Below are 26,065 nucleotides of genomic sequence, written 5' to 3' on the forward strand. Positions count from 1 at the left end.
CCCCCGCTGTGAGATTGATGACAAACCTCATGCCATTGCCGGGTTTGCAAAGAGCAGCGGATAAAAAACAAGGAAAATCAATTTATTGATTTTCGGCTGATGGCCACAAAGGAGGAAAAACCACGTTTTTTCCTCCTTTGTCAACGGTCTGAAGGGGGCGCTATCGCCCCCCTATCTCGGTCACTTCAAGGGTTGCGGCAAGGTGAGCACCCAAAGCTCACTCAGCGATTCCGGCTGCTCCAGAGGGCGCAATTCGATGCGGGCGTCGGTTTTGTCGCCGTCGAGGCTCAACCGCCCTCCTTTCTCCAGCTGATAGTCACCGATTTTCTTGCTCTTTGGCGACGCATCCACCAGCTTGGCCTGCAAGCCGAAATCGTTGTCATTGATCACCGCCAGCGTGCGATCGTCGATCAGCGCCAACCCTTCCGCTTTCTCCTGGCGCCAACCCAACTGACGCAGATCCGCCACTTCCCGTTTCTGCGCCAGCTTCACGCCGCGTTTAGCCAGATCTTTCGCATCATCGAACTCCAGCGCTTTACCCTGGCCGTCAAACGCGATCAGATCGCTGGCCTGCGCGAGATCCACCAGATAGATCTTGTTGATCATCGTCTTTTCTTTACCGGTTCCCTGTTCAATCAACAGGATGCGCTGGTTGTCCAACGCCACGACATCGCCAATTTTGGCGTCTTTGGCTTTTTTATAGCTGTCGATATCGATGGGATAGCCGTACATCGCGGTTTTGCCACTGCGCGGATCGAAGCTCACCAGCCGGGTAAACTGCGCCTTGTTTTTGCTTTTGCCGTCGACATCCAGCGTGCTCTGCACCGCCGCCAGAATGCGCCCATCCGGCATCCGGGTCAGCCCCTCAAAACCGCGGTTAGGCTGGCGCCACTTCAGGATGTTCGGTAACCCGCTCGCCACCGCCTGCTCGCCGGCCTGCGGCGTTGGGCCATATTTGGCGAGGATTTTACCTTTGCCGTCGACATGGATCAGAAACGGGCCGTACTCATCGCACAGCCAATAACCGCCGTTACCGTCACCGATGATGCCTTCGGTATCCAACCCGCGGCGATCGCCGGACAGCGGTTGCAGCGCGTCGTTCAACGCCACTTCGTTCGTGGAACCAATCAGCTCACTCGGCAGCGGCAGCCCGCTAATCGGCCCTTTTTCGTCATGCAAGGGCCGCGCATTCTCGGCCACGGCCTTGCCGCCGCCGATACGAATGTCCATCAACAGAGGCGTGAATTGCGGATTGGCGAAAATCTTGGCCTCTTGCTTGCCTACCGCCGGGGCATCGGCATTCGGGCCGCGATCGGTCAGCGTCGTCAGCACCAAATCGTCGCCCTGCTTCTTGTTGAACATCAACCCGGAGCCGATCCCCACCGGCAACCCCTGCGGGAAATGCTTGGCGAACGCCCCCTGATAGGCGACGCGTTCCCCACCGGGGAAGCCGACCACATAACGCGCCACCTCAATGTCGGCAGCGTGGGCCAATACAGGAAACAGTGAAGCCAACAGCAGGGAGAGCGATTTTATTTTCATATTTGTTACCCGAGGTTAAATGAAGCGTTGTCAGGCAGAAGACGATATTAATTTAGCATGACACTTAGATGACAATAGGCAATTCGTCAAATGCACATCAGGCAATAAGGTTGGCTGGCAAATAGAAATTAGCAATTAACCTGAGCGTATTGAATGGAGAAAACCGCTGGAAAAAACCGCCCGGAAATAACCCGTCATTTTGCTTAGGGTAAATTCTGATAACAAAGATAAAAAAATCGGCAAACGCGCGTCAACACGGCGAAAAACGGTGTTTTTCTCATAGACAAAATAAAATACCAGGGATTTAATACCGCCGTTATTCAAGGTGCATTAAGAAAATTCTATAGAATATCTGCATGAACTGAAAAAGCTGTTCTATAGTTTTTAGTGCTAACGCCCGTTAGTCAATTCCGCAGGATGGAATCTATGTCAAAGCGACTTTTTGCTGAATTTTTTGGCACATTTTGGTTGGTGTTTGGTGGTTGTGGTAGCGCAGTATTAGCAGCGGCATTCCCACAACTGGGTATTGGTTTCCTCGGCGTCGCGCTCGCTTTCGGTCTGACCGTGGTGACGATGGCCTATGCCGTCGGCCATATTTCCGGCGGGCACTTTAACCCGGCGATCACCGTCGGCTTATTCGCCGGCGGCCGTTTCGCGGCGAAAGACGTGATCCCTTACGTGATCGCACAGGTGATCGGCGGTATCGCCGCAGCGGCGGTGCTGTATCTGATCGCCAGCGGCAAAGCCGGTTTCGACGCCACCGCGGGCGGTTTCGCCTCCAACGGTTACGGCGAACACTCACCGGGCGGTTATTCTCTGCAATCAGCCATCGTGATTGAGCTGGTGCTGACGGCCTTCTTCCTGATCGTTATTCATGGCGTAACCGACAAGCGCGCGCCGGCAGGCTTTGCCCCGCTGGCGATCGGCCTGACGCTGACGCTGATCCACCTGATCAGCATCCCGGTGACCAACACCTCCGTCAACCCGGCGCGCAGCACCGGCGTAGCGATCTTCCAGGGCACCTGGGCGCTGCAGCAGCTGTGGGTGTTCTGGCTGGTGCCGCTGGTCGGCGGCATTATCGGCGGCCTGATCTACCGCTGCCTGCTGGAAGACAAAAAATAAGCGTATCGCAGTCGATCGCGTTTCACGGGGCAGCCTTCATCGGCTGCCCCGTTGCTTTCAGCCCTTCGTCACTTCAAACATCATGATATCGCTGGTAAAAGAGCCATCCAGCTGAATCGCGAAATGCTCCGCCACCTCTTGCGACACGCTTTGCTGCAGCGCGCGGATCGCGGTGACGAAATGCGCCGGGGTGCGCATGCGCGCCACCCAGCTGTCGAACTCCAGCATCAACCGATCCGACGTCACCTCACGCACCACCAGCCCGGCTTCGGTCAATAACGCCAGCCACTCGCCTGGCGCATAGTTGCGCACATGCGAGGTATCACGCAGCACTTCCACGGTTTGCAGGTAGATATCCAGCAGCGGATGCCCCGGCGAGACCACGTCCATAAAGATCGCGCTGCCGCCCGGTTTGAGCACCCGCCTGACCTCACGCAGCGCCTGGCCGACATCGTGCCAGTGGTGCGCCGAATAGCGGCTGATGACCAGATCGAAGCTGGCGTCCTCAAACGGCAAAGACTCCGCCACGCCTTGCTGCAGCTGAATGTTACCCAGGCCTTTTTCCGCCGCCGCCTGCTTCACCACCGCCAGCATTTGCGCCGACAGATCGTAGGCCACCACCTGCGCCACCCTGGCCGCCGCGGTGAAGCTGGCATGCCCGGCGCCGCAGCCCAAATCGAGCAGACGCGCGTCGGCATGCGGCGCCAGTAACTGCGCGAGGCGTTGCAAATCCTTGCCCTGCGCATGTACCGCGCTGGTTAAGTAGGCGTTGGCCTGCTCGCCGAACTGCCGGTCTACCGCGTTTTTATGGCTGTTGCTGTTGCTCATGTTTGCTCCTGTTATTATCCGGCTTGCGCCTGTGCCTGAAGGCTTTTCGGCTACTATAATCAGGCTACTATACGGGTACAATATGAGCAGTTATCCTGGTATAAATAGGTACCACGCTATGTCATCAGAAGCCTTATCCGGGCCAAAAGCCCTCGGCGCATTTCTGCGCGCGCACCGCGAACGCATCACGCCGGAAATGATCGGCCTGCCTAGCTCTTCGCGCCGCCGCACCAGCGGCCTGCGCCGCGAAGAACTGGCGCAAATCAGCGGCATCAGCGCCACCTGGTATACCTGGATCGAACAGGGCCGCGAGGTGTCTATTTCCCCCTATACGCTGGCACGCATCGCCAAAGCGCTGCGGCTCGGCCCGGCCGAACGCCACTACCTGTTTACCCTGGCGCGCATCGCCGATCCCGAGCAGGAAGCGCACCGCGAAACCGCCAACGACGCGGTGCTGCAAAGCGTGCATCAGATGACGGTGCCCTGCTATCTGCTGGACGTGACCTGGAACGTCGTCGCCTGGAACCCGCAGGCGGCGGCGCTGTTCCGCGGCTGGCTGGATGTGGCCAACAGCCCCAACCTGCTGCACTTCATGTTCTTCCACCCGTTGGCGAAAACGCTGGTCAGCGATTGGGAGGAACGCGCTCGCCGCGTGGTGGCCGAGTTTCGCGCCGAGACCAGCCATCATCAAAATACCGAAGAGATGCGCGCCTTCGTGCGCAACATGACGCACAACAGCGCGGACTTTAATCACTGGTGGAAGCAACATGACGTGATGGCGCGCGAAGGCGGCGAAAGAGCGTTCGAACATCCTCAGCAAGGCGCACTGCGCTATCGCCAACTCACCTTCCATCCGGCGGAGCACGCCGGTCTGAAGCTGGTGATGCTGATCCCGCTGCCGCAATTGGTAACAAATTCATAGGCAGGTTTACCCGCCATTTATTTATTGGTTCATGTAAACGCGCTAGGGTGATTGTTACCGATGATAGTCATCATCCAGCAACGTTATTTATCTCCCGAGGTACGCCTATGCAATCCGAAGAACAACGCCTTATCGATGGTCTGTTTGGCCGCCTGAAAGAAGCCGAGACCAAGACGGGCCCACGGGATCTCCAGGCAGAGCAGCAAATCAACCAGCATATTCGCGAGCAGCCTTCCGCCCCTTATTACATGGCGCAGGCGATGATCATTCAGGAAGCAGCGCTCAAGCAGATGGACCAGCGGGTCAAAGATCTGGAAGCCCAGGTCGCGCAGCTGCAGCAAACTGCCCACGGCCAGCAAAGCAGCGGCGGTTTCCTGGCCGGTCTGTTTGGCGGCGGCAGCCGCACGCCAAGCCCGCGCGAACAGTATCAGGCGCAGCAGCAAAATACGGCGGCCTGGAACAACGCGCAGCAACAGCCTCAGCAACCGGCCTATGCCCAACCGCAACAGGCGGCGCCTTCACGTGCCGGCGGCTTCCTGGGCGGCGCCTTGCAAACGGCGGCGGGCGTCGCCGGCGGCGTGGTATTGGCCGACATGCTGACCGGCATGTTCCGCCATTCGCAGCCGCAGGAAATCGTGAATATTATCGAAGAAACCCCGGCGCCGCTGGACGACAGCGCGATGCGCAATTTCGACGCCTCCAACAACCTTGATACCTTCAACAACGGCGACGGTGGCAGCTTCCTGAACCAGGACAACGGCTTCCAGAACGCCAACTATCAGGACGACACGGACTACGCCGACGACGATTACAGCGACGACGACGACTCCTTCCTGTAATGCCCTCTCCCCCTCTCACCCGCAGAGGGGGATTTCCCGTTTCGCCAATCTGGTCTACAGTGAACACTGTTCATTTATCCAGCGGAGAGAAACGATGACAAGCTTTAATCCTTCCACCCCTTTCTTCAGCGAACGCCTGCAGATGCGCCCACCGGTAATGGCGGACCTCGCACGTTTCTACGCCATCTTTGGCGATCCGCAAACGCAGCGTTTCAATCCCGCCGGCCCACTCACCAGCGAAGCGCAGGCCGCATCGGCGCTGCACGAGAGGATTGCCGGGTGGCAACAACACGGTTACGGTTCCTGGGCGATCGCTCTGCGCGAACGGCCGGATTGGATTATCGGCTTTGGCGGATTGTCCCGGAAACCGCTCGGGGCGCAGCGCACCGTGAACCTCGGCTATCGCTTCGATACTCGCGTCTGGGGCATGGGATTGGCCACCGAGATGGCGCGGGCTTCGCTGCAATACGGTTTTGTCGGATTGGCGCTGGAGGAGATTTCCGCCATTGTACGTGCGGAGAATCAGGCCTCGTGGCGAGTATTGGAAAAGGTCGGTTTACGGCGGGTGGATACGCTGGATGACGTGCCCGGCGCAGCGCCGAGCCTGGTGTATACGCTAAAGCGCGGCGACTATCAGGGTTGATCGTCGCTGATTTTGGCCAACGCCATGCGATAAGATTTGACCTTCTGACGCTTTTTCAACCAGGTGGTGGTAGACACGATAAACACCGCGCCCGACATCGCCAACACGCCGGTCGGGTGGCCGTAAAACACCATCAAGGCAAAGTACACGGCGGAAACGATCGCCACCCATTTCGCCGTATTGCCCATGTCGTTCTTCTCCTGGGTCAAACGGCGGATGTGCTCTTCTTCACTGATTCCCATACGCGCTCCTTGTTGGCTGAACGTTCCATTATATGGAGCTGGAGTGTTGATATTTCAAGCGGTTGGATGGTAAAGAAGCGTAAAGCTCAGGCCGGCGGTTCCTGCCGCCGGGGCAGATAACGCCCGGGCTGATCGGTGCCCGGCAGGCCGGTGCCGTCGTTGCGGCCAAACAGCCGGTAGCGATTGCCGGCGACCGCATCATAGACCTTGTCCGCCAGTCGCGGCGGCAGGTAACGCGCCAGCGCCAGTACGCGGTACGGCCACCCCACTTGACGCAGCGCCTGAAACAACGCCGCCGAACGTAGCCAACAGCGCCCCTGCTCAACATAGACCACGGAATCGAAACGATCGGTAGGCAATCCCAGCGCCTGCAGGATCGCCTGCCCTTCGGCGGATTGCACCGTCGCCAACAGAATGCGCCGCTGCCGATCGGCGCGAATAAGATACCTCACCAGCCCGTGACACAGATTACATTCGCCGTCGAACAACAGCGCGCGATCGCCGGGCTGGAGATAAGGCAGATGTGATAAAGGGGTCATCCCGCCTCCCGAAAAACGCTCGCCTTAGCCTAACGCGCCTAGCGCGCCCAGGCCAGAGCGGGATGACAGGGCGTGTTAAGGCGCGGGCGGTGCGTCAGGCACCGCCACCACCGCGACGCGAACTTCGTAATGTTTGGCGCTGCCCGCCGGGATCACCGCCGTCAGTTTGTTGATGGTTTCCACCGGATTGTCGCTGGCCGAGGTGGCGCAGAACAGCTCGCCGCCGTGGCAGAACCCCGGCTTGGGCGGGTGCCCGCCCGGGAAAGGCGGCATGCGCATCGGTTCACCCGCCACAGGCGGCAACGCTTTGGCCGCAGGCGCCTCGGGGGCCGACATCGCGCTCGCGCTGAATAACAGCGCCATGCCCATGCAGGGCAGCGCCAGGATCTTGATTGCTTGTTTCATTGAATTAGCCTCATTTGCCGGGTTCGGGATTACGCTACCCCGCCCCCGGCCCATGAGAAAGCCGCTTTTCGCTACCTTTTCGCCCCGCTACGTTTTGCTTACATCCCGCGTCTAACGTGATGAAAGGCGAAAGGTTGGGTAAAGGGCCGTCGCGTTACTTGCCGTTCGTCAGCGTGTTGTAGCTGGTCATCAGATTGCGGTAGTCCGGGATATGGTTGGAGAACAGCGCGCCCAGCCCTTCGATGTCATTGCGCCAGTCGCGGTGCAGCTCGCAGGCGACGCCGAACCAGGTCATCAGCTGCGCGCCGGCGGCCTCCATGCGGCTCCAGGCCGACTGACGCGTCAACTCATTGAAGGTGCCGGAGGCGTCAGTCACCACAAAGACCTCGAAACCTTCATTGAGCGCCGACAGCGCCGGGAATGCCACGCACACTTCGGTTACTACGCCGGCGATGATCAGTTGCTTGCGGCCGGTGGCTTTTACCGCCTTGACGAAGTCGTCGTTGTCCCAGGCGTTGATCTGGCCAGGGCGAGGAATGAAGGGAGCATCGGGGAATTGGGCTTTCAGTTCCGGCACCAGCGGGCCGTTGGGGCCGTTTTCGAAACTGGTGGTAAGAATGGTCGGCAGGTTGAAGTATTTCGCTAAATCACCCAGCGCCAGCACGTTGTTTTTAAACCGATCGGGATCGATATCACGCACCAGCGAAAGCAGCCCTGCCTGATGATCCACCAGCAATACGGCGGCCTGGTCTTTGTCGAGGCGCTTGTAGTTTGCAGTCATGGTTTTACTCCTGTGGGGTTGATGTTGCGGATGAAACGCCCCGCCTGGCGGCGGGGCGTTGAGGTTTAAGTGTAGCGCCTGAGCCGGGGAACACGGCCCGCCCCAGGCGCCAAAGTTCAACCGGCGCTCGCTTCGGCGTTCATGCTGCCGAACTTACCGCTGTTGAAATCGCGGAACGCCTGCTGGATTTCCGCGTCGCTGTTCATGACGAACGGGCCGTAGCCGACGATAGGCTCATCGATCGGTTCGCCGCTCAGCACCAGCAGTGCGACGTCGTTGTTGGCTTCGATGGTGATCGAATCCCCCGCCCGGTCGAAACGCACCATTTGGGTTTCGCGCACCACGTCTTCGCCGTTGACCAGGATCGCACCGTGCAACATCACCAGCGCCAGCGTATGGCCTTCTTTCACCGTCAGCGTGGTGGTATGGCCGGCATTCAGCTTCATGTCCCACACGTTGAGCGGGCTGAAAGTGCGTGCCGGGCCGGCGTGGCCGCCAAAGTCACCGGCAATCACCCGCACCTGCCCGGCGCCGTCCGCCAGCGGAACCACCGGAATATCGGCGTTCAGCAGCGTCTGGTAACCCGGCTCGGCCATTTTGTCCTTGGCCGGCAGGTTAACCCACAGCTGCACCATTTCCATGGTGCCGCCCTTGCGCGAGAAGTCCCGAGAATGGAACTCTTCGTGCAGAATGCCGGAGGCGGCGGTCATCCACTGGACGTCGCCGGGGCCAATCACCCCACCGCTGCCGGTCGAGTCGCGGTGTTCCACTTCGCCCTGATAGACGATGGTCACCGTTTCAAACCCGCGATGCGGGTGCTGACCCACGCCACGAGTGCCGGAGGCGGAGCGGAATTTGGTTGGCGCTGCGTGATCCAGCAGCAGGAACGGGCTCATTTCCGCCCCCAAATCGTTATAAGAGAACAGCGAATTCACCAGGAAACCGTTACCGACCCAATGTGCTTCCGGGCTGTTGTGAATACCGAGGATTTTTTTCATCTTGAACTCCCGTTTCAGACCTCACGGCCTTAAGTTGATGTCAGAAGTTTAATCCGCCGGGGTTTGCTGCAGTAGTAGGCAAGATGTACACTCAGCGTTCTACTGATAGAACGATAAGGGATGCGATGCTGACCGATCTGAACGACCTGTTTTTCTTCGCCAGCGTGGTCGATCACCAGGGATTCGCCCCCGCCGGCCGGGCACTGGGCATTCCCAAATCCAAGCTCAGCCGCCGCGTGGCGCTGCTGGAAGAGCGGTTGGGCGTGCGCCTGATCCAGCGCTCGACGCGGCGCTTCTCGGTGACCGAGCTCGGCCAAACCTATTACGCGCACTGCAAGGCGATGCTGGTGGAAGCGGAAGCGGCGCAGCAAGCGATCGAGCAGACCCGCGCCGAGCCCTGCGGCACGGTGCGCATGTCCTGCCCGGTGGCGATCTTGCACACCCGCGTCGGCAGCATGGTGGCAGCTTTTATGGCCGATTACCCCAAGGTGACGGTGCATCTGGAAGCCACCAACCGCCGGGTGGACGTGGTGGGGGAAGGGTTGGATCTGGCGATCCGCGTACGGCCGCCGCCGCTGGAGGACAGCGATCTGGTGCTGAAGATCCTCGCGCAGCGCACCTGGTGCGTCGCCGCCAGCCCGGCGCTGGTGCGCACCCTCGGGCCGGCGCAAACGCCGGAAGACCTGCGTAAATACCCGACGCTCGATCTCGGCCCGGCGCGCGCTCAGCACCAATGGCGGCTGACCGGCCCGCAGGGTGAACGGGTGGAGTGGGAACACACGCCGCGGCTGGTCACCGACGACATGCTGATGCTGCGTACCGCCGCCATCGCCGGCGCCGGCATCGTTCAGCTACCGGCGATGATGATGCGCGACGACATGCTGCGCGGCGAGCTGGTGCAACTGTTGCCGGGCTGGCAGCCACAGGGCGGCGTGGTGCACGCAGTCTACCCGTCGCGCCGCGGCCTGCTGCCGGCAGTGCGGCTGCTGCTCGACTATCTGGGGGAGCAGTTCGCCAGCATTGAAGAAGAGTGATCAGGCGGTGATTTCGATCGCGTTGCCATCCGGATCGCGAATGACGGCCTCGTAGAAGCCGTCGCCGGTCCAGCGCGGCGCAGACAGCAAAATGCCCTCCTGCTGTGCGCGCTGCGCCAACCGATCGACCTGCCGCTCATCCCCCAGCGACAGCGCGATGTGCGCCCAACCGACCCGCTCCTCCTGCGCCTGCGCCGGCAGCAACGTCGGCACGCACATGATCTCCAGCGACGGCCCGGCCGCCAGGCTGACGAAGCGGGAAACGAACCCCGGCCGGTTGCGGCTGACATATTCCTCCCCCGCTTCACCGTTGAAATAACGCTGCCAGAACGCCAGCTGCGCGTCGATGTTATGGGTCCACAGGGCAACATGGGCTATTTTCATCATCATTCTCCGATCGATAAATCGCTGTGCCAGATCTGGCCGCCGCCTTGCGCCACCTGCAACTCAAGCTGCGGGTGCGCGCCGCGCGCCGTCACCAGATGATCTACCCGCCCGGCGGGCAGGAAGGGGTAAGGGGCATAGGTATTGAGTTTGTCGCGGGTGCACAGCACCGCCACGCTGCCGGCGCGCGTCAGCAAGCGCTTTTTGAACGTGGCGTCCTGATAGCTCAATGCGGAAAAGCCACCGGCCGGGTCGTAAGCGCAGATGCCGGTGAACACCAGATCGAAATGAAACCCGTCTATCTCTTCCGCCGCCTTGGCGTCCACGCAGCCGCCGACCTGCGCATCCAGTTCGCCGCCGATCAGGATGGTACGGATCCCCGGCCGTTCCAGCATTTTACCGGCGATGCTCAACGCATTAGTTACCACCGTCAAACGCCGATCGCGTGGCAACAGCTCTGCCAGATACAGGTGGGTGCTGCCGGCATCGAGGAAGATCAGCTGTTCTTCGCCGATCACCCCCAGCGCGGTCTGCGCCAACGCCAGCTTCTCATCGCCGCTGAGGGCAATGCGCGCCGTCATGGGGCCTTCGGCCGGGGTCGGCGCCAGCGCACCGCCATAGATGCGTTTGCACAGGTTCTGCGCCGCCAACTGGCGCAGATCGCGGCGGATGGTCGCTTCGGTGGTATTCAAACGCTGCGCCATCTCCATGGCCAGCACCCGCCCCTGTTGGCGAAGCGTGTCGAGAATGGCCTGATGGCGCTCATTGGGTAACAGTTTGGACATCGCGGGGATCCGGTGGCGCTAAAGTGATCATAAATGTACACAAACGCACACAATCGAACAATCACTTTTTTGGCAACACTCGAGCGGCAGTGCTCATCTAGACTGAAAGTGACATCACCATTAAGGGATTATGACGCGATGACCTCCGCCGTGCTTTATACGCTGTTTCCCGCCGCAGCCACCGTCGTCGGCGCAGCGGTGGCGCTCTATCGCCGCCCCGGTGACGCCGCAATGCGCGTCATCCATCACTTTACCGCCGGCATCGTTTTCGCCGCCGCCGCCACCGAAATCCTGCCCGATCTCAAGCAGCAGTCGCCTGTGGCGGTGTTGCTGGGCGGCGTTGCGGGGGTGCTGTTAATGCTGCTGGTTCGGCGGCTGGGTGAAAAAGCGCAGGGGCCGGTCGGTTTTATCGCCGCGGTCGGCGTCGATATCTTTATCGATGGGCTGGTGCTGGGCATTGCCTTCGCGGCCGGCGCCAAAGCCGGCCTGCTGTTGACGCTGGCGTTAACGCTGGAAGTGCTGTTCCTCGGATTATCGATCGTCGGCGATTTGAAAGACTTTCTCGGCAGGCGGCTGCGTGCCATGGCGGCGATAGTCGGCCTGGCGCTGCTGCTGCCCATCGGTGGCCTGCTGGGGGCGCCGGTGGCCATGCTGGGCACATTTTGGCTGACCGCCTTTTTGGCCTTTGGCCTGATCGCCCTGCTCTACCTGGTGACCGAGGAGTTGCTGGTCGAAGCGCATGAGGGCGGGAAAGAGACACCGTTCGCCACCGCGATGTTCTTTGCCGGCTTCCTGCTGCTGTTGTTGCTAGAGGAAGGTTTGGGGTAAAAAAACGGGAATTTCATGGCGTATGCCGCCCGATGGCAACGCTTTGGCTATACTGTGGCAAGCGAAGTTACCGCAGACGTAACGGCTTGGGCGTAAAGGGAAAACGATGTTATTGACGATCGCAAGGTGGCTGTTTCAACTCCCCGGGAAGCTGTTCGGGCTGATTTTTAAAAATCGCCTGAGGATATTTTTGTTCTTCATGCTGGTCGCCATCGCGGTGCTCGGCGCCAAGCGCTATCTGCGCGCCCACCAGTATGACGATGAATTCAGCCTCGCCGCCCCCGCCGATTACAACCGCGCAATAAAGCGCGAAATGCCGCTGCGCGAAGCGCGTGAACAGTGCGGTGGGCCGTTGCACGACAATGCCGGCCAGCCGTGGCCCGCCTCAGCCGGTTATCTGCATCAGCCGACCAGGCTGCCCGCGACCGGTCTGCATCGGCTGACGCTGGATAATCAGGACAACGATTTCGCGGTGCTGGTCAAGCTGGAAACGCCGGCGGCGCCGCAGCAGCTGGCGGAAGTCTTTATTCCGCCCGCTGGCAGCTTCGAGGTAAAAATCAATGCGGACGCGGAACACGTGATGAAAATCAAGAACATCAAGACCGGCTGCATGTTCCGCTCCCGGCCGTTTAACCTGGATAAACAGCGCGATTGGCGCATGCCGCTGACGCTACAGAAGGACGGCAGCCTGCAGCTGCAATCTATAGGCGATCGCCAATTCTGATCGGGCGCCGGGCAGAAAGAGCCGGCGCCGCATAGGGTTACTTTTTCACCGGATGATCGCGGCGGAACAGTTCCCAGCTTTCAATTTCCTGCCCACTCGGCAAGGTACAGGTGGAATACTGGCCTGCCGCATTCTCTTTGGCGTTCAGCTTGCCGCCGATTTTGGTGCAATACACGTCGGCCGGGTTCGCCATGCCGATCGGTTTCACCTGCGGCGGTGGTGGCGCCTCGTTGGATTTCACGGAACACCCCTGCAACATCGTCATCCCTGCCAGCAGGGAAAGCATCAACGTTTTTTTCATTTTTTCAGCTTATGCAAAAACGAACGGCGGAGCGCTCCGCCGTTCGCTCATCATGAAATAAAGGATTTGCCCTGCTTCAGCACCAGATCGCAGGCTTTTTGCTTCACCTTCTCGGTGATCTGCGAGGTGCCCAGGCTGTTCAGATCCAGGCTCTTGCCTTCGCCAGTCTGCAGCAAGCCGCCCAGGCCCTGCTGATAATCCTGGCTCTTGGCGTTTTCGGTGCTGGTGATGCCCAGCTTGCTGAGCAGCTGATCTTTCACCCCTTCGGCGCCGTTAGCCGACAGCACGTTGTTTTTCACGCAGTACTGCAGGATACCGGCGGCATTGGTCATGCTGCTGGAGCTCAGCGCCTTGTCGCCGCCGTTCAGCAGACCGGTCAACGAGGAGAGTGACATGCCGCTGCTGCTATCGCCGCCCGACTTGCTCAGTTCACCCGCCGCGCTGCTGAGGGAATCCATCAGCCCGGCGGCCTGGGAGGCACCGCTGGCCAGGGTAGCGGACAGCGCCAAGGCCAGCAGTAAACGATGTTTGGTGATCATAGTGGTGAAACTCCTGTAATAACGGCATGCGATCGGCGCAGCGCGCCGGGATACCCTTCCGACGCCGCCGACGGCGACAAGTTCCTTTTATCTCGCCACCGCGCCGTTTTTCGGAATTCAGGAAGTTTAGAACTGCCAGCGCAGCCAGGCGAAGAACACGTTGCCGTTGTTATAGGTACCGGGAATGTAGGTCGCCTGGAACGTCAGCCGCTGATAGCCGATAGAGGCCAGCGGCAGCGGCGCCGGAATAGGGATGTATTTCCAGTTGTCGCGCGCGGTGACGCTGGCGGTGAAGCCCAGCCCCAGGCGGAAATCCTTGTCATCCAGCGGGCGCCAGATCTTCTCGTAGGCGTAACCACCGATCGGCTCCCATTTGTTGAAGGAGTCCTTGAACGCCATGATGTAGATGCCGTGCCAGTCACCGTCGCTGTCGTAGCGGGAGATGCCGTAACCGGCGCCCCACGGGCGCTCGTTGTACTTATCGATATGTTCATCATCGTAAGTCCAACGGTTGTGCCAGGTGATGGCCGGGATATAGAGATCGTGGTTAGGCGAGTTGTTCCAGGTCTCCGCCACGTTATCGGTAAAACGCTGCCATAGACCCGGTTTTTCAGCCTGTGCGGTATTGCCACTTTCTGTACCAACCTCAGCGTAAGAAGGCAGTGCAGGAAATATCAACGCCAGAGAACATGCCAAAAGAGTCCGTTTGAGAAACATCGTAAAGCTCCTGTAAAAATACGGCCGCAGATTCTTACCGATAGCCCAGGCAAGATCAAGCTGTATCTAATTTATCCAACGCCCGTTGTGCTTTGGTTAAGTTTAGCACCGGAATATTCCCAATAATTTTTAACAGGTTGCACCGGTTTCCCCTATGCTATCGCCTTTAGGAGGGCAAAACCGTGGGAAAAGTCCGCTTTGTCGTTCGCTACTCGCGGGCCAGGTGCTTGACCAATACATCGACATCGAGGCGGTTCACAAATTCCAGAGAATATGAGGAATAGAGGCCGAACAGGCGGTTTTGGTGCCCGACCACCACCAGATCGATGCCAGCCTGATGAATGAAATCGCTCACGTCCTTAAAGCGCCGGATGGTGACGATTTCCTTGACCGCAACCGGCGCCTCGACGGCGCTCACCAGCCGGCTCAGCATCGCCTTGGCGGCGATCACCTCCTGCGCCTGGCGATCTTTGACCAGCGCATCGCTGCCGTACTCCAGCTCGGCGTAGTCGGCGTTAAGGTGGCCGACGGTGAGGGCAATCGGCAGCCCGCGCACCATCGCCACCGTTTGACGCAGCAACGGCAGCCCGTCACGCTCATCATGAATCAGTACCAGAATATGTCGATAGCTTTTCATCGCAGTTCCCCCCACAGGCCAGTACCGCTGGGACATCATCCCCTCTGGTAGGTATACGCCATCTGCGCGCACGTAGAGAAAAGTTTACGTATCACTTCCTACGGAATGTGATGGCCACCACGTTATATTAATGCCCGTGACGGCACATTTTAGCGCCGGCCCGACGTGGCGCGCACTGCAGGCCCGTAAAGCAAAGCTGACGAAAAAAGGCGGACAAAAAACGATCGTTGTTAATTTTTTGTTTTTGATTGGTTACAAGGTGGTTTCATGAAATAAGCGTGCGGCGGATCACCAAAATCCCCCTTTACGCCAGGTTCTGCTTTTCTTTCCCAGGCAAAAAGCGTTACGCCACCCGATGGGATTTAACGCGGCGTCAAAAGTACCGGATGACTCACCCTGCATCACGATAAATGCCAATGCGCCGCCGCTTCTCTAGCGATATACCGACAATGAAAAATACCGTCTCTTTCCAATATCCAATACCCCTACTTTTTATGCATTACTCAATCGCGTAAAGCGCCGAATACAAACCGCCTATTCACCGGCCGCCCCCCTTATCTTGAACAAGCTGAGACTTTAAATAACTGTTAATGCTAACGACACAACATCGCCAGCAATTTATTTTTGCTGATTTTCGCCTGACAAAATAAAGATAAATAATCCGGAGCAATCAATGAAAATAACTATCGGGTCATTCATTCTGCAACAGCTTCACGCCCTGAACGTCGATCGTATTTATGGCGTGCCCGGCGACTATAACCTCAGCCTGCTGGAGCTGCTGGAAAACGACGAGCGGCTGGCGTTTGTCGGCAACTGCAATGAATTGAACGCCTCCTACGCCGCCGACGGTTACGCCCGCATGAAAGGCGCCGGCGCGCTGATCGTCACCTACGGCGTCGGCGATCTGGCCGCGCTGTCCGGCATCGCCGGGGCCTATGCCGAATCTTCGCCGGTTATCTGCATCGCCGGCACGCCGCCGCTGCATGCGATGAAGAATCATCAGCTCTTGCACCATACCCTGGGCGATGGGAATTTCGACAACGTCATGAACTGCTTTAAACAATTCACCGTCGCTCAGGCTCTGATCACGCCGGAAAATGCCGCACAAGAAATACCACGCGTTATTTCCCGCGCCTGGATAGAGAAGAAACCGGTGTATTTACAGCTGCCGTCGGATATTTGCGATGTGGAAATTGAAATCGCCGCGGCGGCGACGGCACCGCAATTACCGGCCAGCGATAAATACAATGTGCACTTAGCGGCGATGGCGCTGTTAACCAAAATCAAACGCGCACAGCGCCCAATCATGTTGGTCGATCAAATGGTGGATCGCTACCAGTTGCAGCAGTTGGTCATCGCGGTCGCTCACCGCTTCGCCATTCCGCTGACCAATATGCCCACCGCCAAATGCATTATCCCGGAAAACACCGCCGGTTGGATGGGCGGCTACAGCGGCAATCTGTCGCGCCCCGAACTGTATGAACACATGGCCCACTCGGACTGCGTGCTGAGCTTCGGCGTACGTCTGGTAGACTCCACCACCGGCTATTTCTCGCAGCAAATTCCCGCCGCCGCTCAGGTGGATATTCAGCCGTTTTCGATGAAACTGGACAACACCTCCTACCCAGCGGTAGCGACGGCGGATCTGCTGCAGGCACTGCTGGATCTGAGCGAAGACGCGCCGGCGCAGCGTTTATCACCGCTGGCCGATCCCCGTGAGAAGCTGGCGACGCCGAGCGACGCGCCTATCGACCAGGCCTATCTGTGGCGACGCATCCAACGCTTCATCCAGGCGGATGACGTGGTAGTGGTGGAAAACGGCACCTCAGGCGCGGCCATCGGCGGCATGCGCATGCCAGGGGGCGTCAAGGTGGTCAACCAACCGATTTGGGGCTCGATCGGTTATACCCTGCCGGCGCTGCTCGGCACCCTGATGGCGGCGCCGGAGCGCCGCCACCTGCTGTTCATCGGCGACGGCTCCTTCCAGCTCACCGCGCAGGAAGTGTCTACCCTGCTGCGCTGCGAGCAAAAGCCGATCATCTTCCTGATCAACAACGACGGCTACACCATTGAACGCTATATCCTCGGCGAAAACTCGTCTTACAACGACATCAGCCCGTGGGACTACGCCAAACTGCCGGCGGTATTGAATACCCAGGCGCAGCCGTTCAGCGTGGCGGTGGAAACCACGCAACAGCTGGAAATGGCCCTGGAACACGCCTCGCGGCAGGATCGGCTGGCGTTTATCGAGGTGAAAGTGCCGATGATGGACACGCCGCCGGTGATGAAAGAGTTCTGTAACCGCTGCAACAGCTTTAACTTTGGCCTGACCAACCCGCGTCGCAGCGCCTGATGCGCGATCGCGCCGCCGGTGGTTCAGGAAACCGGCGGCGTTTTTTTATGCCGTTACCCGCCGGCGCGCGCCATGCAGCGCTGGCGGCGTTCGTCCACCCGCTTGGCGAACCAGGCGGTGGTCAGCTTGCGGGTGATTTTCGGGCTCTCCAACTGGATACCCGGCAGCATCTCACGCGGCAGCTTGCCGCCCGCCAGCGCATAGACCTTCTTATACAGCTCGGTGTCGGCAAAGCCGGCCGTGTCGCCTTTCTCCAGCGCCCGGCGAATGGCGCTGTCGCTCATGTTCAGGCGCTTGCCGAGCGTGCGCACCGCCAGCTCGGTCGAACCGGGCTTGTCGCTGCCGAAATCGATAAGATCGCCGTCCAGCGCCAGCGGAATGGCGCTCGCCCGGCTGACCGCGTTTTGGAACGCCGCGTTGCGGCTGGCGTACCAGCCGGCGTTGAAGTCGGCGAAGCGGTAAATCGGCCGGCTGTAATCGGCCGGGTACCCCAGCAAATGCATAATGCCGAAGTACATACCGCCGCGCCGGCTGAAAACTTCGCGGCGAATCGAGCCGTCGACCGGATAAGGGTACCCTTTGGCGTGCGCCTCGGCGAAGGCGATGCTCACCTGCATCGGGCCGCCGGTATGTACCGGATTTAAATGGCCGAACAGCTTCTGCCCCATCGGCACGCGGTCGATCATGTCATCGAAGATATCGCTCAGATCCTTCTCGGTGCGCACCTTATCCAGCCGCTCGCTGTAGCTCTGGCCGTTCGACGACGAAATCTTCAATGCGGTGTGCACCAAAAAGTTCGGGATGTGCATCTGATCGGCGCGGCGGTCGATCTCCTTCCAAGCGATCTTCGGCAGCCCCGGCACCTGCGGGTTAGCCTGGAACGTCGACTCCTGTTCGGTCACCGCCAGCACCGAACACAGGTTCTCATCGCTCGGCTCGATGCCCTGCGCGGCGAAGGCGGCGGTAATATCGGTAGCCCAGCCCTGCCGATCGCCGGCGTTAGCCGGGATCAGCGTCATCAGCCGGGCTTTGACGTCGGCGGGGCGCGCCGCCGGTGCCGTGGTGGTGGTTTTGCTGGTACAGCCCGCCAGCGCCAGCAGCGCGGCCAGGCTTAGCAAACGGAAGGGCATCGGGTGGAATAAACGAAGTATCGGCATCTTTTCCCTGAACGTGATGACATGAACAGCACTGAAATTAGCCCAGCCGCCGCGCACAATCCAGTATAAATATACCCGTTCCGCCGCACAGGTGGGCCGGGAAATACCCAACAACGCAGGGAGAACAAAATGATCGAACTCAAAGAAATGACGGCGCAGGAACTGGATCACTACCGTAAATACGGGGTAAAGGCTTACGCAGACGATTTGGCGCGTTCGTTTCAGCTCAGCCAGGAACACGCGTTGATCGAGGCCGAAGCCAATTTCAAACGAGGGCTGGCGATGCCCGGCCAACGGTTGGTATGCGCGAGGCTGCCGAATGTCGAGGACAGCATCGCCACCGTCTGGTACGCCATTGAGCAACGAACCTTCGGTAAGCAGCTGTTTATCTATGATTTTGAAGTGACGCACGCCTGGCGTGGCAAAGGCTATGGCGAGCGGGTACTAAATGCGGTGCTGGACGCGGCGAGAGCACAGGGGGCGGAATATGCCGAACTGACGGTGTTCAACGATAATCCGACGGCCGCGCGCCTGTATTCCAAGTTAGGTTTCGATGCGGTCACCACCCGTATGCGCCGCCGTTTGTAGCAATAGGTTTGCGAAGCTCGGGATTTTCAAATGACGAATAAAGATGTATTTTATATGCATCATATAAATCACTTTGCTTGCCCAGCCAGAGGAGCCCCCTATGGAGCAGCAGCTGCTTTGCTATAAAACCCTGCCAGAATGGAACAGCGACACGCTGCCGGCGGCCTTCCGCCAGCGCCACAACACCCAGAGCGGCACCTGGGCGAAGCTCACCGTACTGAGCGGGAACCTGACGTTCGCCATGATGACCGAAGACGGCGCCACCACCGAGACCTGGCAGTTCAGCCCCGAAAGCCAGCCGCCGTTTATCGCACCGCAGCAGTGGCATCGCATCGTTTCCTTTTCGGACGACATGACCTGCCGGCTGGCGTTTTACTGCACGCCGGAAGATTACTACCACAAGAAATACGAACTGACGCGCACCCACTCCGAAGTGATCGAAGCGGCGGCGCGCATCGCGCCGGGCAAGGCGCTGGATCTGGGCTGCGGCGGCGGGCGCAATTCGCTCTATCTCAATCTGAAAGGTTTCGACGTCACCGCCTGGGACAAGCACGCGCCGTCGATAGCCCGCCTCAATCAGATCGTCGACGCCGAGCAGCTGACCCGCCTGAGTGCCGGGGTGCAGGATCTCAATACCCATCGCTTCAGCGGCGACTACGACTTCATCCTGTCCACCGTGGTAATGATGTTCCTCGAGCGGCAGCAGATCCCGCCTATCGTGCAAAACATGCAGGACAGCACCGTGCGCGGCGGCCATAACCTGATCGTGGCGGCGATGGATACCGAGGATTATCCCTGCCCGCTGCCGTTCCCGTTCACCTTCAGCCCGGGTGAGCTGAAGCATTATTATCGCGACTGGGAGATCCTCAAATACAACGAGGACGTCGGCCAACTGCACAAGACCGACGCCAACGGCAACCGCATCTCGCTGCGCTTCGCCACCCTGCTAGCGCGCAAGCTATAGCGCGTCGTGAAAGATCACCCCCAGCGTGTGGCGTTGGCCGGCGCGTATCCGGCTGACGCCGTGGCGCAGATTGACCCGATAGTAGCCTTTCACTCCCGCCACCGGCCGATGATGCACGGCGAACACCACGGCGTCGCCCTGCTGCAGCGGCACCACCTCCGGCCGGCTCTGCATCCGCGGCCGCTGTTCGGTCAGCACGAATTCGCCGCCGGTGAAATCCCGCTCGGGGACGGAGAGCAAAAATGCCACCTGCAGCGGAAACACCCGCTCGCCGTACAGATCCTGATGCAGGCAGTTGTAATCTCCCGCTTCGTAACGCAACAGCAGCGGCGTCGGCCGCCGTTGGCCGGCCCGGTGGCATTCGGCCAGGTAAACCTCATGGTCGGCGGGATAACGCACCGCCAGGCCCAATAAGGCGTTCCAACGGTTGGCCACCGGCGCCAGCCGCGCATACATCAGGCTGCGCGCTTCGGCCACCGGCGACGGCAGCGGATAGGTGAAATAGCGGTACTCGCCGCGGCCAAAACCGTGCTTCTCCATCACGACGCGGCTGCGGAAGTGCGCATCCTGCGGGTAGAGCGCCGCCAGCTCGCGGCACAGCTCTTGGCTGAGCACGCTGGGCAACCGCGCGCAACCTTGCGTATCGAGTTCGCACTCGATGGCCGCCCAGTCCAATTCGGCCAGCCGCGCCGCCAGCGCGCCGCTCATCGCTGCGCCTCTTTTTCCAGCAAGGCTTTCTTGCGCTCGACGCCCCAGCGATAGCCGGACAAGGCGCCGTCGTTGCGCACCACCCGGTGACAGGGGATCGCCACCGCCAGCACGTTGGCGGCGCAGGCGCCGGCCACCGCGCGCACCGCTTTGGGCGCCCCGATGCGCCGAGCGATATCGGCATAGCTGACGGTTTCGCCGACCGGTATCGCCTGCAGCGCCCGCCAGACCCGCTGTTGAAACGCGGTGCCGCGAATATCCAGCGGCAGCGCCAACCCGTTCTCCGGCGCTTCAATCAGGCCCACCACCTGCGCCATCAGCGCTTCATACTGCGCGTCGCCGCCGATCAGCTCGGCGTTGGGGAATTTGTCCTGCAGATCCTGCACCAGCTGCTGCGCATCGTCCCCCAGCAGAATGGCGCAGATGCCCACCTCGCTCTGCGCCGCCAGGATCTCGCCCAGCGAACAGCGCCCGACGGCGAAATGAATGCGCATGCCTTTGCCGCCGGCTCGGTAGGCCTTCGGCGTCATGCCCAGCGCGGCGTTGGCTTGTTGGTAGAAGCGGCCGTTGGCGCCATAGCCGGCGTCGAAGATCGCGTCGGTCACCGTTTCCTGCTGCGTAAGGCCGGTGCGCAAGCGTTGGCTGCGCTGCGCGTCGGCGTAGCCTTTCGGCGTCAGGCCGGTGATCGCTTTGAACAGCCGGTGGAAATGGTATTGGCTCAACCCGACGTGGCGCGCCAGCGTCTGCAGCGACGGCGCTTTCTCCGCCCGTTCGATATAGCGGCAGGCCTCGGCTATCTGCCGCGCATGCTGTTCCGTCAACGGCGTCAGCCCCTGCCGGCAGCGTTTGCAGGGCCGATAGCCCGCCGCTTCCGCCTGTTCGGCATCGTCGAACAGCTCCACGTTTTGCCGATTCGGCTGACGTGACGGGCAAGAAGGCGAGCAATACACGCCGGTGGTTTTCACCGCGTAGATAAAGCGGCCGTCGGCGTGCTTGTCGCGGCTGACGATCGCCAGCCAGCGCGGATCGGCGCTGTCGATTACGTTTTTCATCATCCGTTCCTCACTGCGGTTTCGATGTTAACCAGCATAGTGACGGGCCGTTGGCGAAACACGCCGACTCTTGCTTTTTAATTCGGCGCCGACGTTTTCAACAATGTTTCGACAATTTTTAACCAACAACATGAAGTTTATTACGTTGCCAACCCGGTTGCACAGCGTTAGGATCGCGGCCGGCCACGGGCGTGGCCAGTGTTTTTGCCTGTTAGTTGCGCGCATGGAGAGGTTATTGTGTTAGAGAGTTTTGGCGTCCTGAATTTATGGACCTATTTGGCCGGGGTGGTCTTCATCATCATTCTGCCGGGGCCGAATACGCTGTACGTGCTGAAAACCGGCATATCGCGCGGCGTGCGCGCCGGCTATACCGCCGCGCTGGGCGTGTTTATCGGCGATGCGATCCTGATCTTCTGCGCCTATATCGGCGTGGCGTCGCTGATCCGCACCACGCCGTTCCTGTTTACCCTGGTGCGTTTTCTCGGCGCAATTTACCTGCTGTTCCTCGGCGCAAAAATCCTCTACGCCACCTTCGTGCAGAAGGCGCAGGCGCAACAGCAGCAGATTGAGGGCGGCCACAGCATTCTGCGAAAATCGCTGACGCTGAGCCTGACCAACCCGAAGGCGATCCTGTTTTACGTGTCGTTCTTCGTGCAGTTCATCGATTTCAACTATGCGCACACCGGGCTGTCGTTCACCATTTTGGCGCTGATCCTCGAAGCCGTCAGCTTTATCTACATGAGCACGCTGATCTTCTCCGGCGCGATGCTGGCGCATTTCTTCAATCACAAGAAAGGCCTGGCGAAGCTCGGCAACGGCCTGATCGGCCTGCTGTTCCTTGGTTTCGCCACCCGTCTGGCGACCCTGAGCTCGTGATCCCTCCCGGCCGGCGCCCGCCGGCCTCGGTTTACCCTTCCGTCACGGCAAAATGACACGCAGGACAAACCGAATGTCAGGCAGACCAAAGCCGCCGCTTTCCCGCTGATCTAGACTTGCAGGGTTAACGATAACCTGATGAGCCTGATCGGAGGATGTATGTCTGACAATACCGTAGCCGTGCTGGATAGCGTATCGCGTTTTCTCGATCGTCAGCATGGGCTGTATATCGACGGCCAGTGGCGCGCGTCCGCCGCGGAAGGCCGCCTGGCGGTGTATAACCCCGCCAATGGGCAGCAGATCGCCACCACCGCCGACGCCAATGAACACGACGTCGCACTGGCGGTGCAGTCCGCCCACAAAGCCTTCAGCGAAGGCGTCTGGGCGCAGCGTCTGCCGGTCGAGCGCGAGCGTATCCTGCTGCGCTTCGCCGATCTGGTGGAGCAGCACGCCGAGGAGCTGGCGCAGCTCGAAACCCTGGAGCAGGGCAAATCCATCAACATCGCCCGCGCTTTCGAAGTCGGCAGCACCCTGAACTGGATGCGTTACACCGCCGGGCTGGCGACAAAAATCACCGGTCAAACGCTGGACGTCTCTATTCCGATGCCGCCGGGCGCCAAATATCAGGTTTATACCCGTAAAGAGCCGATCGGCGTGGTCGCCGGCATCGTGCCCTGGAACTTCCCGCTGATGATCGGCATGTGGAAAGTGATGCCGGCGCTGGCCGCGGGCTGCTCCATCGTCATCAAGCCGTCGGAAACCACCCCGCTCACCCTGCTGCGCATCGCCGAGCTGGCGAGCGAAGCCGGCGTGCCGCCGGGCGTGTTCAACGTGGTCACCGGCTGCGGCACCGTGTGCGGCAAAGCGCTGACCGAACATCCACTGATCGCCAAAGTCAGCTTTACCGGCTCCACCCCGGTGGGCAAAAGCATCGCGCGCTCGGCGGCGGATCGCCTGACCCGCGTAACGCTGGAGCTGGGCGGCAAAAACCCGGCCATCGTGCTGAAAGATGCCGATCCGCAGCAGGTGATCGAAGGCCTGATGCTTGGCAGCTTCCTCAATCAGGGGCAGGTGTGCGCCGCCAGCTCGCGAATTTATATTGAAGCGCCGATTTATGATCGGTTGGTGGCCGGATTCGAACAGGCGGTGAAATCGCTGTCGGTCGGGCCGGGGATGGATACCGGCGCGCAAATCAACCCGCTGGTGTCGCTCGCGCACCGCAACAAGGTGGCGGCCTACCTGGACGACGCCCGGGCGAAAAACGCTGAGCTTATCGGCGGCGCGGCCGGGCCGGACGCCAACGGCTTCTACATTCCGCCGACCCTGGTGATCAACCCGGACGATCGGCTGAACCTGACGCGCGAGGAAGTGTTCGGCCCGGTGGTCAACCTGATTCGGGTGGCGAGCGCCGAAGAGGCCTTGAGCAAGGCCAACGACACCGACTTCGGGCTGACCGCCAGCCTGTGGACCACCAGCCTGCAGCAGGCGATGGCGCTGACGCCGCGCATTCAGGCCGGCACCGTGTGGGTCAACACCCATACGCTGATCGACCCGAACATGCCGTTCGGCGGGTTCAAACAGTCGGGTAGCGGCCGTGATTTCGGCCCGGATTGGCTGGATGCCTACACCGAATCGAAATCGGTCTGCATCCGCTATTGAGTGAAGCGGCGCGGGCCTGGCCCGCGCCCTGATTTACTGATACTGCCGACGGTATTCGCTCGGCGACATGCCGAAACGCTGCTTGAAAGCGGTCGAGAAATGGCTGTGATCGGTGAAGCCCCAGTCGAGGCCGACGCCGGCCAGTTTTTCCTGCCCGGCGGCGCTGCGCAGCGCCTGCGCGCACAGATCCAGCCTGCGGTTCCTGATGTACTGCGCCACCACCAGCCCCTGACGGGCGAACAGCCGATACAGGCTGCGTAACGACACCCCCAACTCGGCCGCCACCCACTCAGGGCGCAGCTGCGCCGACTGAATATGCCTGTCGATCAATGCCAGCGCCTTGTCAAAGACCGGTTGCTGCCCCTCCGGCCGCGCCTGCTCGAGCGCCAGAGCCGGGCGCAGCAGCGCCGCCAGCGCATTCAGCACCGCCTCGCTTTCCGCCGCGGCAAGCTGAGGATCCTGCATGCTGCTCAGCACCAGCTGGCGGCTGAGGCGCACCGCGCTGAGCTCGGCCCCCAGACGCTGGGCGCAAGGCGGCGGCACCGGCAGGCAGCCGCGCGGCATCAGCAGAGAGATTTGGCGCGAATCGCGCTGGAAGGTGAAGCTACTGGGCCGTGAGGCGTCGATCAGCGTCATGTCGCCGGGAGAGAGCACCGTTTGGCGATCGCCCTGCTCCATCAACGCGCTGCCGCGCAGCTGGAAAACGGTGAAAAAGTGCGCACCATCGCTGCGGGCGATCTCGCTCGGCGTGCGGTACAGCCGGGCCTGAGACACGTCGACCACGCTCAGGCGCAGGACATGGGCGCGAAACTCCTGCATCGCCCCGCTGAAGCCGGGCCCCAACGTTTTCGCGCAGAAACGGCCGCAGGCGGTGTTGATTTTCCCCAGCCACTCTTCGAAGCCGACGTCCCGGAGCGTTGCCAATGCCGTCATGATCTCTCCCTTCAAACAGCAGCGGTGCTGCGCCGTTGAACAGAAAAACACCATAACAATCCGTTAACACACAATCAATGGCGAGCGGGGGATTTGGCGCCGCGATCACAGATCATCGGGCGCCCGTCATCAATCCGCCACGAAACCGTCATCTCATCGTCACAGGCCTCGCCAAAAATACAGGCTGTTCCCCCTTCACGTTGACTCCCTGGACATGACCCGATGAAATCGTTGCAGAAATCCATTTTAGCGCTGTGTTTGTTTACCACCAGCGCCCTGGCCGCGTTCCATGCGCAGGCGGCAGAGGAAGCCCAACCGTTCACCACCGCGCAGCAGGTGGATCTGACCCACATCCTGCCGCCGCCGCCGGCCAACGACTCGGCGCAGACCCAGCGCGAACTGCGGGAAGTGCTCGACATGCAGCAGAAACGCACGCCGGAAATGGCCAGCCAGGCTAAGGCGGATGCGGAAGAGAACGTCTGGGTATACAGCAACGTGATGGGGCCGAAGTTCAACGCCGAAGCGTTGCCGGCCGTGAGCGCCTTCTTCGATCGCATCGTCGCAACCGAAGCGGCGGTGGTCGATCCGGCGAAAGATTTCTGGAAGCGCCCGCGCCCGCATATGCTGGACAGCCGCATCGAGCCGATCGTCAAGCGCTCCAGCTCCGGCTCCTGGCCTTCCGGCCACACCACGCTGGGCACGCTGATGGGCATCACCCTGGCCAATATGGTGCCGGAGAAGCGTGCCGCCATCATGACGCGCGCCTGGCAATACGGCGACAACCGGGTGGTGGCGGGGATCCACTACCCTTCCGATATCGAGATGGGCCGCATCGCCGGCAGTGTGATCAGCCAGCAGCTTTCACAGCAGCAGGATTTCCAGCAGCAGTACCGGCAAGCACGCGACGAGCTGCGCCAGGCGCTGGATTTACCCGCGGCGAAATAGACCCGGCGGCTAGCACCGGG

The 26,065-nt window shown here is 60.4% G+C and carries 30 protein-coding genes; 13 read left to right on the forward strand and 17 right to left on the reverse strand.

Annotated features, from left to right (window positions below; translation table 11 throughout):
* Nucleotides 1-180: 180 nt before the first annotated feature.
* On the reverse strand, nucleotides 181-1,542 hold the full coding sequence (locus tag BVU99_RS13040) for an esterase-like activity of phytase family protein (protein WP_099817527.1): 1,362 nt from the start codon (nucleotides 1,540-1,542) through the stop codon (nucleotides 181-183).
* Between the two features lie 426 nt (nucleotides 1,543-1,968).
* On the opposite strand from BVU99_RS13040, the gene aqpZ reads away from it, so the two are divergent.
* Nucleotides 1,969-2,664 carry an aquaporin Z gene (gene aqpZ, locus BVU99_RS13045; RefSeq protein WP_025301712.1) on the forward strand — a complete coding sequence of 232 codons (696 nt, stop codon included), beginning with the start codon at nucleotides 1,969-1,971 and terminating at the stop codon, nucleotides 2,662-2,664.
* Nucleotides 2,665-2,721: 57 nt separating this feature from the next.
* Here the strand turns inward: aqpZ and BVU99_RS13050 are convergent, their stop codons facing one another.
* A complete protein-coding gene (locus BVU99_RS13050; RefSeq protein WP_025301711.1) occupies nucleotides 2,722-3,492 on the reverse strand; it encodes a class I SAM-dependent methyltransferase in 771 nt (256 codons plus the stop codon).
* Nucleotides 3,493-3,610: 118 nt separating this feature from the next.
* Here BVU99_RS13050 and BVU99_RS13055 point away from each other — a divergent pair, with 118 nt between their 5' ends.
* From BVU99_RS13055 to BVU99_RS13065, 3 genes are all read left to right on the forward strand, one after another.
* Complete coding sequence (locus tag BVU99_RS13055) at nucleotides 3,611-4,414, forward strand: helix-turn-helix transcriptional regulator (protein ID WP_025301710.1); 804 nt, start codon at nucleotides 3,611-3,613, stop codon at nucleotides 4,412-4,414.
* 107 nt (nucleotides 4,415-4,521) lie between these two features.
* A complete protein-coding gene (locus tag BVU99_RS13060; RefSeq protein WP_025301709.1) occupies nucleotides 4,522-5,253 on the forward strand; it encodes a DUF2076 domain-containing protein in 732 nt (243 codons plus the stop codon).
* A 94-nt stretch (nucleotides 5,254-5,347) separates the two neighbouring features.
* Complete coding sequence (locus BVU99_RS13065) at nucleotides 5,348-5,896, forward strand: GNAT family N-acetyltransferase (RefSeq protein ID WP_043135584.1); 549 nt, start codon at nucleotides 5,348-5,350, stop codon at nucleotides 5,894-5,896.
* On the opposite strand, the gene BVU99_RS13070 is transcribed toward BVU99_RS13065, so the two are convergent.
* From BVU99_RS13070 to BVU99_RS13090, 5 genes are all read right to left on the reverse strand, one after another.
* A complete protein-coding gene (locus BVU99_RS13070) occupies nucleotides 5,887-6,138 on the reverse strand; it encodes a hypothetical protein (protein ID WP_025301707.1) in 252 nt (83 codons plus the stop codon). The genes BVU99_RS13065 and BVU99_RS13070 overlap by 10 nt on opposite strands.
* An 86-nt stretch (nucleotides 6,139-6,224) precedes the next feature.
* Nucleotides 6,225-6,677, reverse strand: a complete 453-nt coding sequence (locus tag BVU99_RS13075) for a thiol-disulfide oxidoreductase DCC family protein (protein WP_025301706.1) — start codon at nucleotides 6,675-6,677, stop codon at nucleotides 6,225-6,227.
* Between the two features lie 75 nt (nucleotides 6,678-6,752).
* A complete protein-coding gene (locus BVU99_RS13080; protein ID WP_043135582.1) occupies nucleotides 6,753-7,082 on the reverse strand; it encodes a hypothetical protein in 330 nt (109 codons plus the stop codon).
* A gap of 154 nt (nucleotides 7,083-7,236) precedes the next feature.
* Nucleotides 7,237-7,863, reverse strand: coding sequence for an isochorismate family cysteine hydrolase YcaC (gene ycaC / locus BVU99_RS13085; protein ID WP_025301704.1), 627 nt, complete (start codon nucleotides 7,861-7,863; stop codon nucleotides 7,237-7,239).
* A 116-nt stretch (nucleotides 7,864-7,979) separates the two neighbouring features.
* Nucleotides 7,980-8,861: a pirin family protein gene (locus BVU99_RS13090; RefSeq protein WP_016928920.1), complete on the reverse strand. Its 882-nt coding sequence runs from the start codon at nucleotides 8,859-8,861 to the stop codon at nucleotides 7,980-7,982.
* 125 nt (nucleotides 8,862-8,986) lie between these two features.
* Between BVU99_RS13090 and BVU99_RS13095 the strand changes: the two genes are divergently transcribed.
* Nucleotides 8,987-9,895: a LysR family transcriptional regulator gene (locus BVU99_RS13095; protein ID WP_043135578.1), complete on the forward strand. Its 909-nt coding sequence runs from the start codon at nucleotides 8,987-8,989 to the stop codon at nucleotides 9,893-9,895.
* On the opposite strand, the gene BVU99_RS13100 is transcribed toward BVU99_RS13095, so the two are convergent.
* Together BVU99_RS13100 and BVU99_RS13105 are read right to left on the reverse strand one after the other, a co-directional pair.
* Complete coding sequence (locus BVU99_RS13100; protein WP_099817528.1) at nucleotides 9,896-10,279, reverse strand: VOC family protein; 384 nt, start codon at nucleotides 10,277-10,279, stop codon at nucleotides 9,896-9,898. It abuts the gene before it with no gap.
* 2 nt (nucleotides 10,280-10,281) lie between these two features.
* Complete coding sequence (locus BVU99_RS13105; RefSeq protein ID WP_049208663.1) at nucleotides 10,282-11,064, reverse strand: DeoR/GlpR family DNA-binding transcription regulator; 783 nt, start codon at nucleotides 11,062-11,064, stop codon at nucleotides 10,282-10,284.
* Nucleotides 11,065-11,202: 138 nt separating this feature from the next.
* On the opposite strand from BVU99_RS13105, the gene BVU99_RS13110 reads away from it, so the two are divergent.
* Entirely contained in the window at nucleotides 11,203-11,892 is a 690-nt protein-coding gene (locus tag BVU99_RS13110; protein WP_099817529.1) for a transporter, read from the forward strand.
* A 106-nt stretch (nucleotides 11,893-11,998) separates the two neighbouring features.
* Nucleotides 11,999-12,616 carry a hypothetical protein gene (locus BVU99_RS13115; RefSeq protein WP_099817530.1) on the forward strand — a complete coding sequence of 206 codons (618 nt, stop codon included), beginning with the start codon at nucleotides 11,999-12,001 and terminating at the stop codon, nucleotides 12,614-12,616.
* A 37-nt stretch (nucleotides 12,617-12,653) separates the two neighbouring features.
* Here the strand turns inward: BVU99_RS13115 and BVU99_RS13120 are convergent, their stop codons facing one another.
* From BVU99_RS13120 to BVU99_RS13135, 4 genes are all read right to left on the reverse strand, one after another.
* Complete coding sequence (locus BVU99_RS13120) at nucleotides 12,654-12,917, reverse strand: DUF333 domain-containing protein (RefSeq protein ID WP_043135572.1); 264 nt, start codon at nucleotides 12,915-12,917, stop codon at nucleotides 12,654-12,656.
* A gap of 50 nt (nucleotides 12,918-12,967) precedes the next feature.
* A complete protein-coding gene (locus tag BVU99_RS13125; RefSeq protein WP_043135570.1) occupies nucleotides 12,968-13,456 on the reverse strand; it encodes a DUF2501 domain-containing protein in 489 nt (162 codons plus the stop codon).
* A gap of 126 nt (nucleotides 13,457-13,582) precedes the next feature.
* A complete protein-coding gene (gene pagP, locus BVU99_RS13130) occupies nucleotides 13,583-14,173 on the reverse strand; it encodes a lipid IV(A) palmitoyltransferase PagP (protein WP_025301698.1) in 591 nt (196 codons plus the stop codon).
* Nucleotides 14,174-14,381: 208 nt separating this feature from the next.
* Nucleotides 14,382-14,810: a universal stress protein gene (locus tag BVU99_RS13135; RefSeq protein ID WP_025301697.1), complete on the reverse strand. Its 429-nt coding sequence runs from the start codon at nucleotides 14,808-14,810 to the stop codon at nucleotides 14,382-14,384.
* Nucleotides 14,811-15,483: 673 nt separating this feature from the next.
* Between BVU99_RS13135 and BVU99_RS13140 the strand changes: the two genes are divergently transcribed.
* Nucleotides 15,484-17,163, forward strand: coding sequence for a thiamine pyrophosphate-binding protein (locus BVU99_RS13140; RefSeq protein WP_099817531.1), 1,680 nt, complete (start codon nucleotides 15,484-15,486; stop codon nucleotides 17,161-17,163).
* Between the two features lie 53 nt (nucleotides 17,164-17,216).
* Here the strand turns inward: BVU99_RS13140 and BVU99_RS13145 are convergent, their stop codons facing one another.
* Nucleotides 17,217-18,320 (reverse strand): DUF1615 domain-containing protein, encoded by a 1,104-nt coding sequence (locus BVU99_RS13145; protein ID WP_099817532.1) that lies wholly within the window; start codon nucleotides 18,318-18,320, stop codon nucleotides 17,217-17,219.
* 129 nt (nucleotides 18,321-18,449) lie between these two features.
* Here BVU99_RS13145 and BVU99_RS13150 point away from each other — a divergent pair, with 129 nt between their 5' ends.
* Nucleotides 18,450-18,908: a GNAT family N-acetyltransferase gene (locus BVU99_RS13150; RefSeq protein WP_025301694.1), complete on the forward strand. Its 459-nt coding sequence runs from the start codon at nucleotides 18,450-18,452 to the stop codon at nucleotides 18,906-18,908.
* A gap of 100 nt (nucleotides 18,909-19,008) precedes the next feature.
* Nucleotides 19,009-19,872 (forward strand): SAM-dependent methyltransferase TehB, encoded by an 864-nt coding sequence (tehB, locus tag BVU99_RS13155; protein WP_060432526.1) that lies wholly within the window; start codon nucleotides 19,009-19,011, stop codon nucleotides 19,870-19,872.
* Here the strand turns inward: tehB and BVU99_RS13160 are convergent.
* Nucleotides 19,867-20,580 (reverse strand): 2OG-Fe(II) oxygenase, encoded by a 714-nt coding sequence (locus tag BVU99_RS13160; protein ID WP_060447663.1) that lies wholly within the window; start codon nucleotides 20,578-20,580, stop codon nucleotides 19,867-19,869. The genes tehB and BVU99_RS13160 overlap by 6 nt on opposite strands.
* On the reverse strand, nucleotides 20,577-21,632 hold the full coding sequence (ada, locus tag BVU99_RS13165) for a bifunctional DNA-binding transcriptional regulator/O6-methylguanine-DNA methyltransferase Ada (RefSeq protein WP_099817533.1): 1,056 nt from the start codon (nucleotides 21,630-21,632) through the stop codon (nucleotides 20,577-20,579). Before ada ends, BVU99_RS13160 begins: the two co-directional genes overlap by 4 nt.
* Nucleotides 21,633-21,869: 237 nt before the next feature.
* Between ada and leuE the strand changes: the two genes are divergently transcribed.
* Entirely contained in the window at nucleotides 21,870-22,508 is a 639-nt protein-coding gene (leuE, locus tag BVU99_RS13170) for a leucine efflux protein LeuE (RefSeq protein WP_004940625.1), read from the forward strand.
* 159 nt (nucleotides 22,509-22,667) lie between these two features.
* Nucleotides 22,668-24,167 (forward strand): aldehyde dehydrogenase family protein, encoded by a 1,500-nt coding sequence (locus BVU99_RS13175; protein WP_099817534.1) that lies wholly within the window; start codon nucleotides 22,668-22,670, stop codon nucleotides 24,165-24,167.
* Nucleotides 24,168-24,200: 33 nt separating this feature from the next.
* On the opposite strand, the gene feaR is transcribed toward BVU99_RS13175, so the two are convergent.
* The gene (feaR, locus tag BVU99_RS13180) at nucleotides 24,201-25,100 is read right to left on the reverse strand and encodes a transcriptional regulator FeaR (protein WP_099817535.1); all 900 of its coding nucleotides are present in this window, start codon (nucleotides 25,098-25,100) and stop codon (nucleotides 24,201-24,203) included.
* Between the two features lie 222 nt (nucleotides 25,101-25,322).
* Between feaR and BVU99_RS13185 the strand changes: the two genes are divergently transcribed.
* Nucleotides 25,323-26,045: a phosphatase PAP2 family protein gene (locus BVU99_RS13185; protein ID WP_060447665.1), complete on the forward strand. Its 723-nt coding sequence runs from the start codon at nucleotides 25,323-25,325 to the stop codon at nucleotides 26,043-26,045.
* The last annotated feature ends 20 nt before the right edge of the window (nucleotides 26,046-26,065 follow it).

Origin of the sequence: Serratia sp. OLAL2 (genome assembly GCF_002752475.1) — a bacterium.
GTDB lineage: Bacteria > Pseudomonadota > Gammaproteobacteria > Enterobacterales > Enterobacteriaceae > Serratia > Serratia bockelmannii.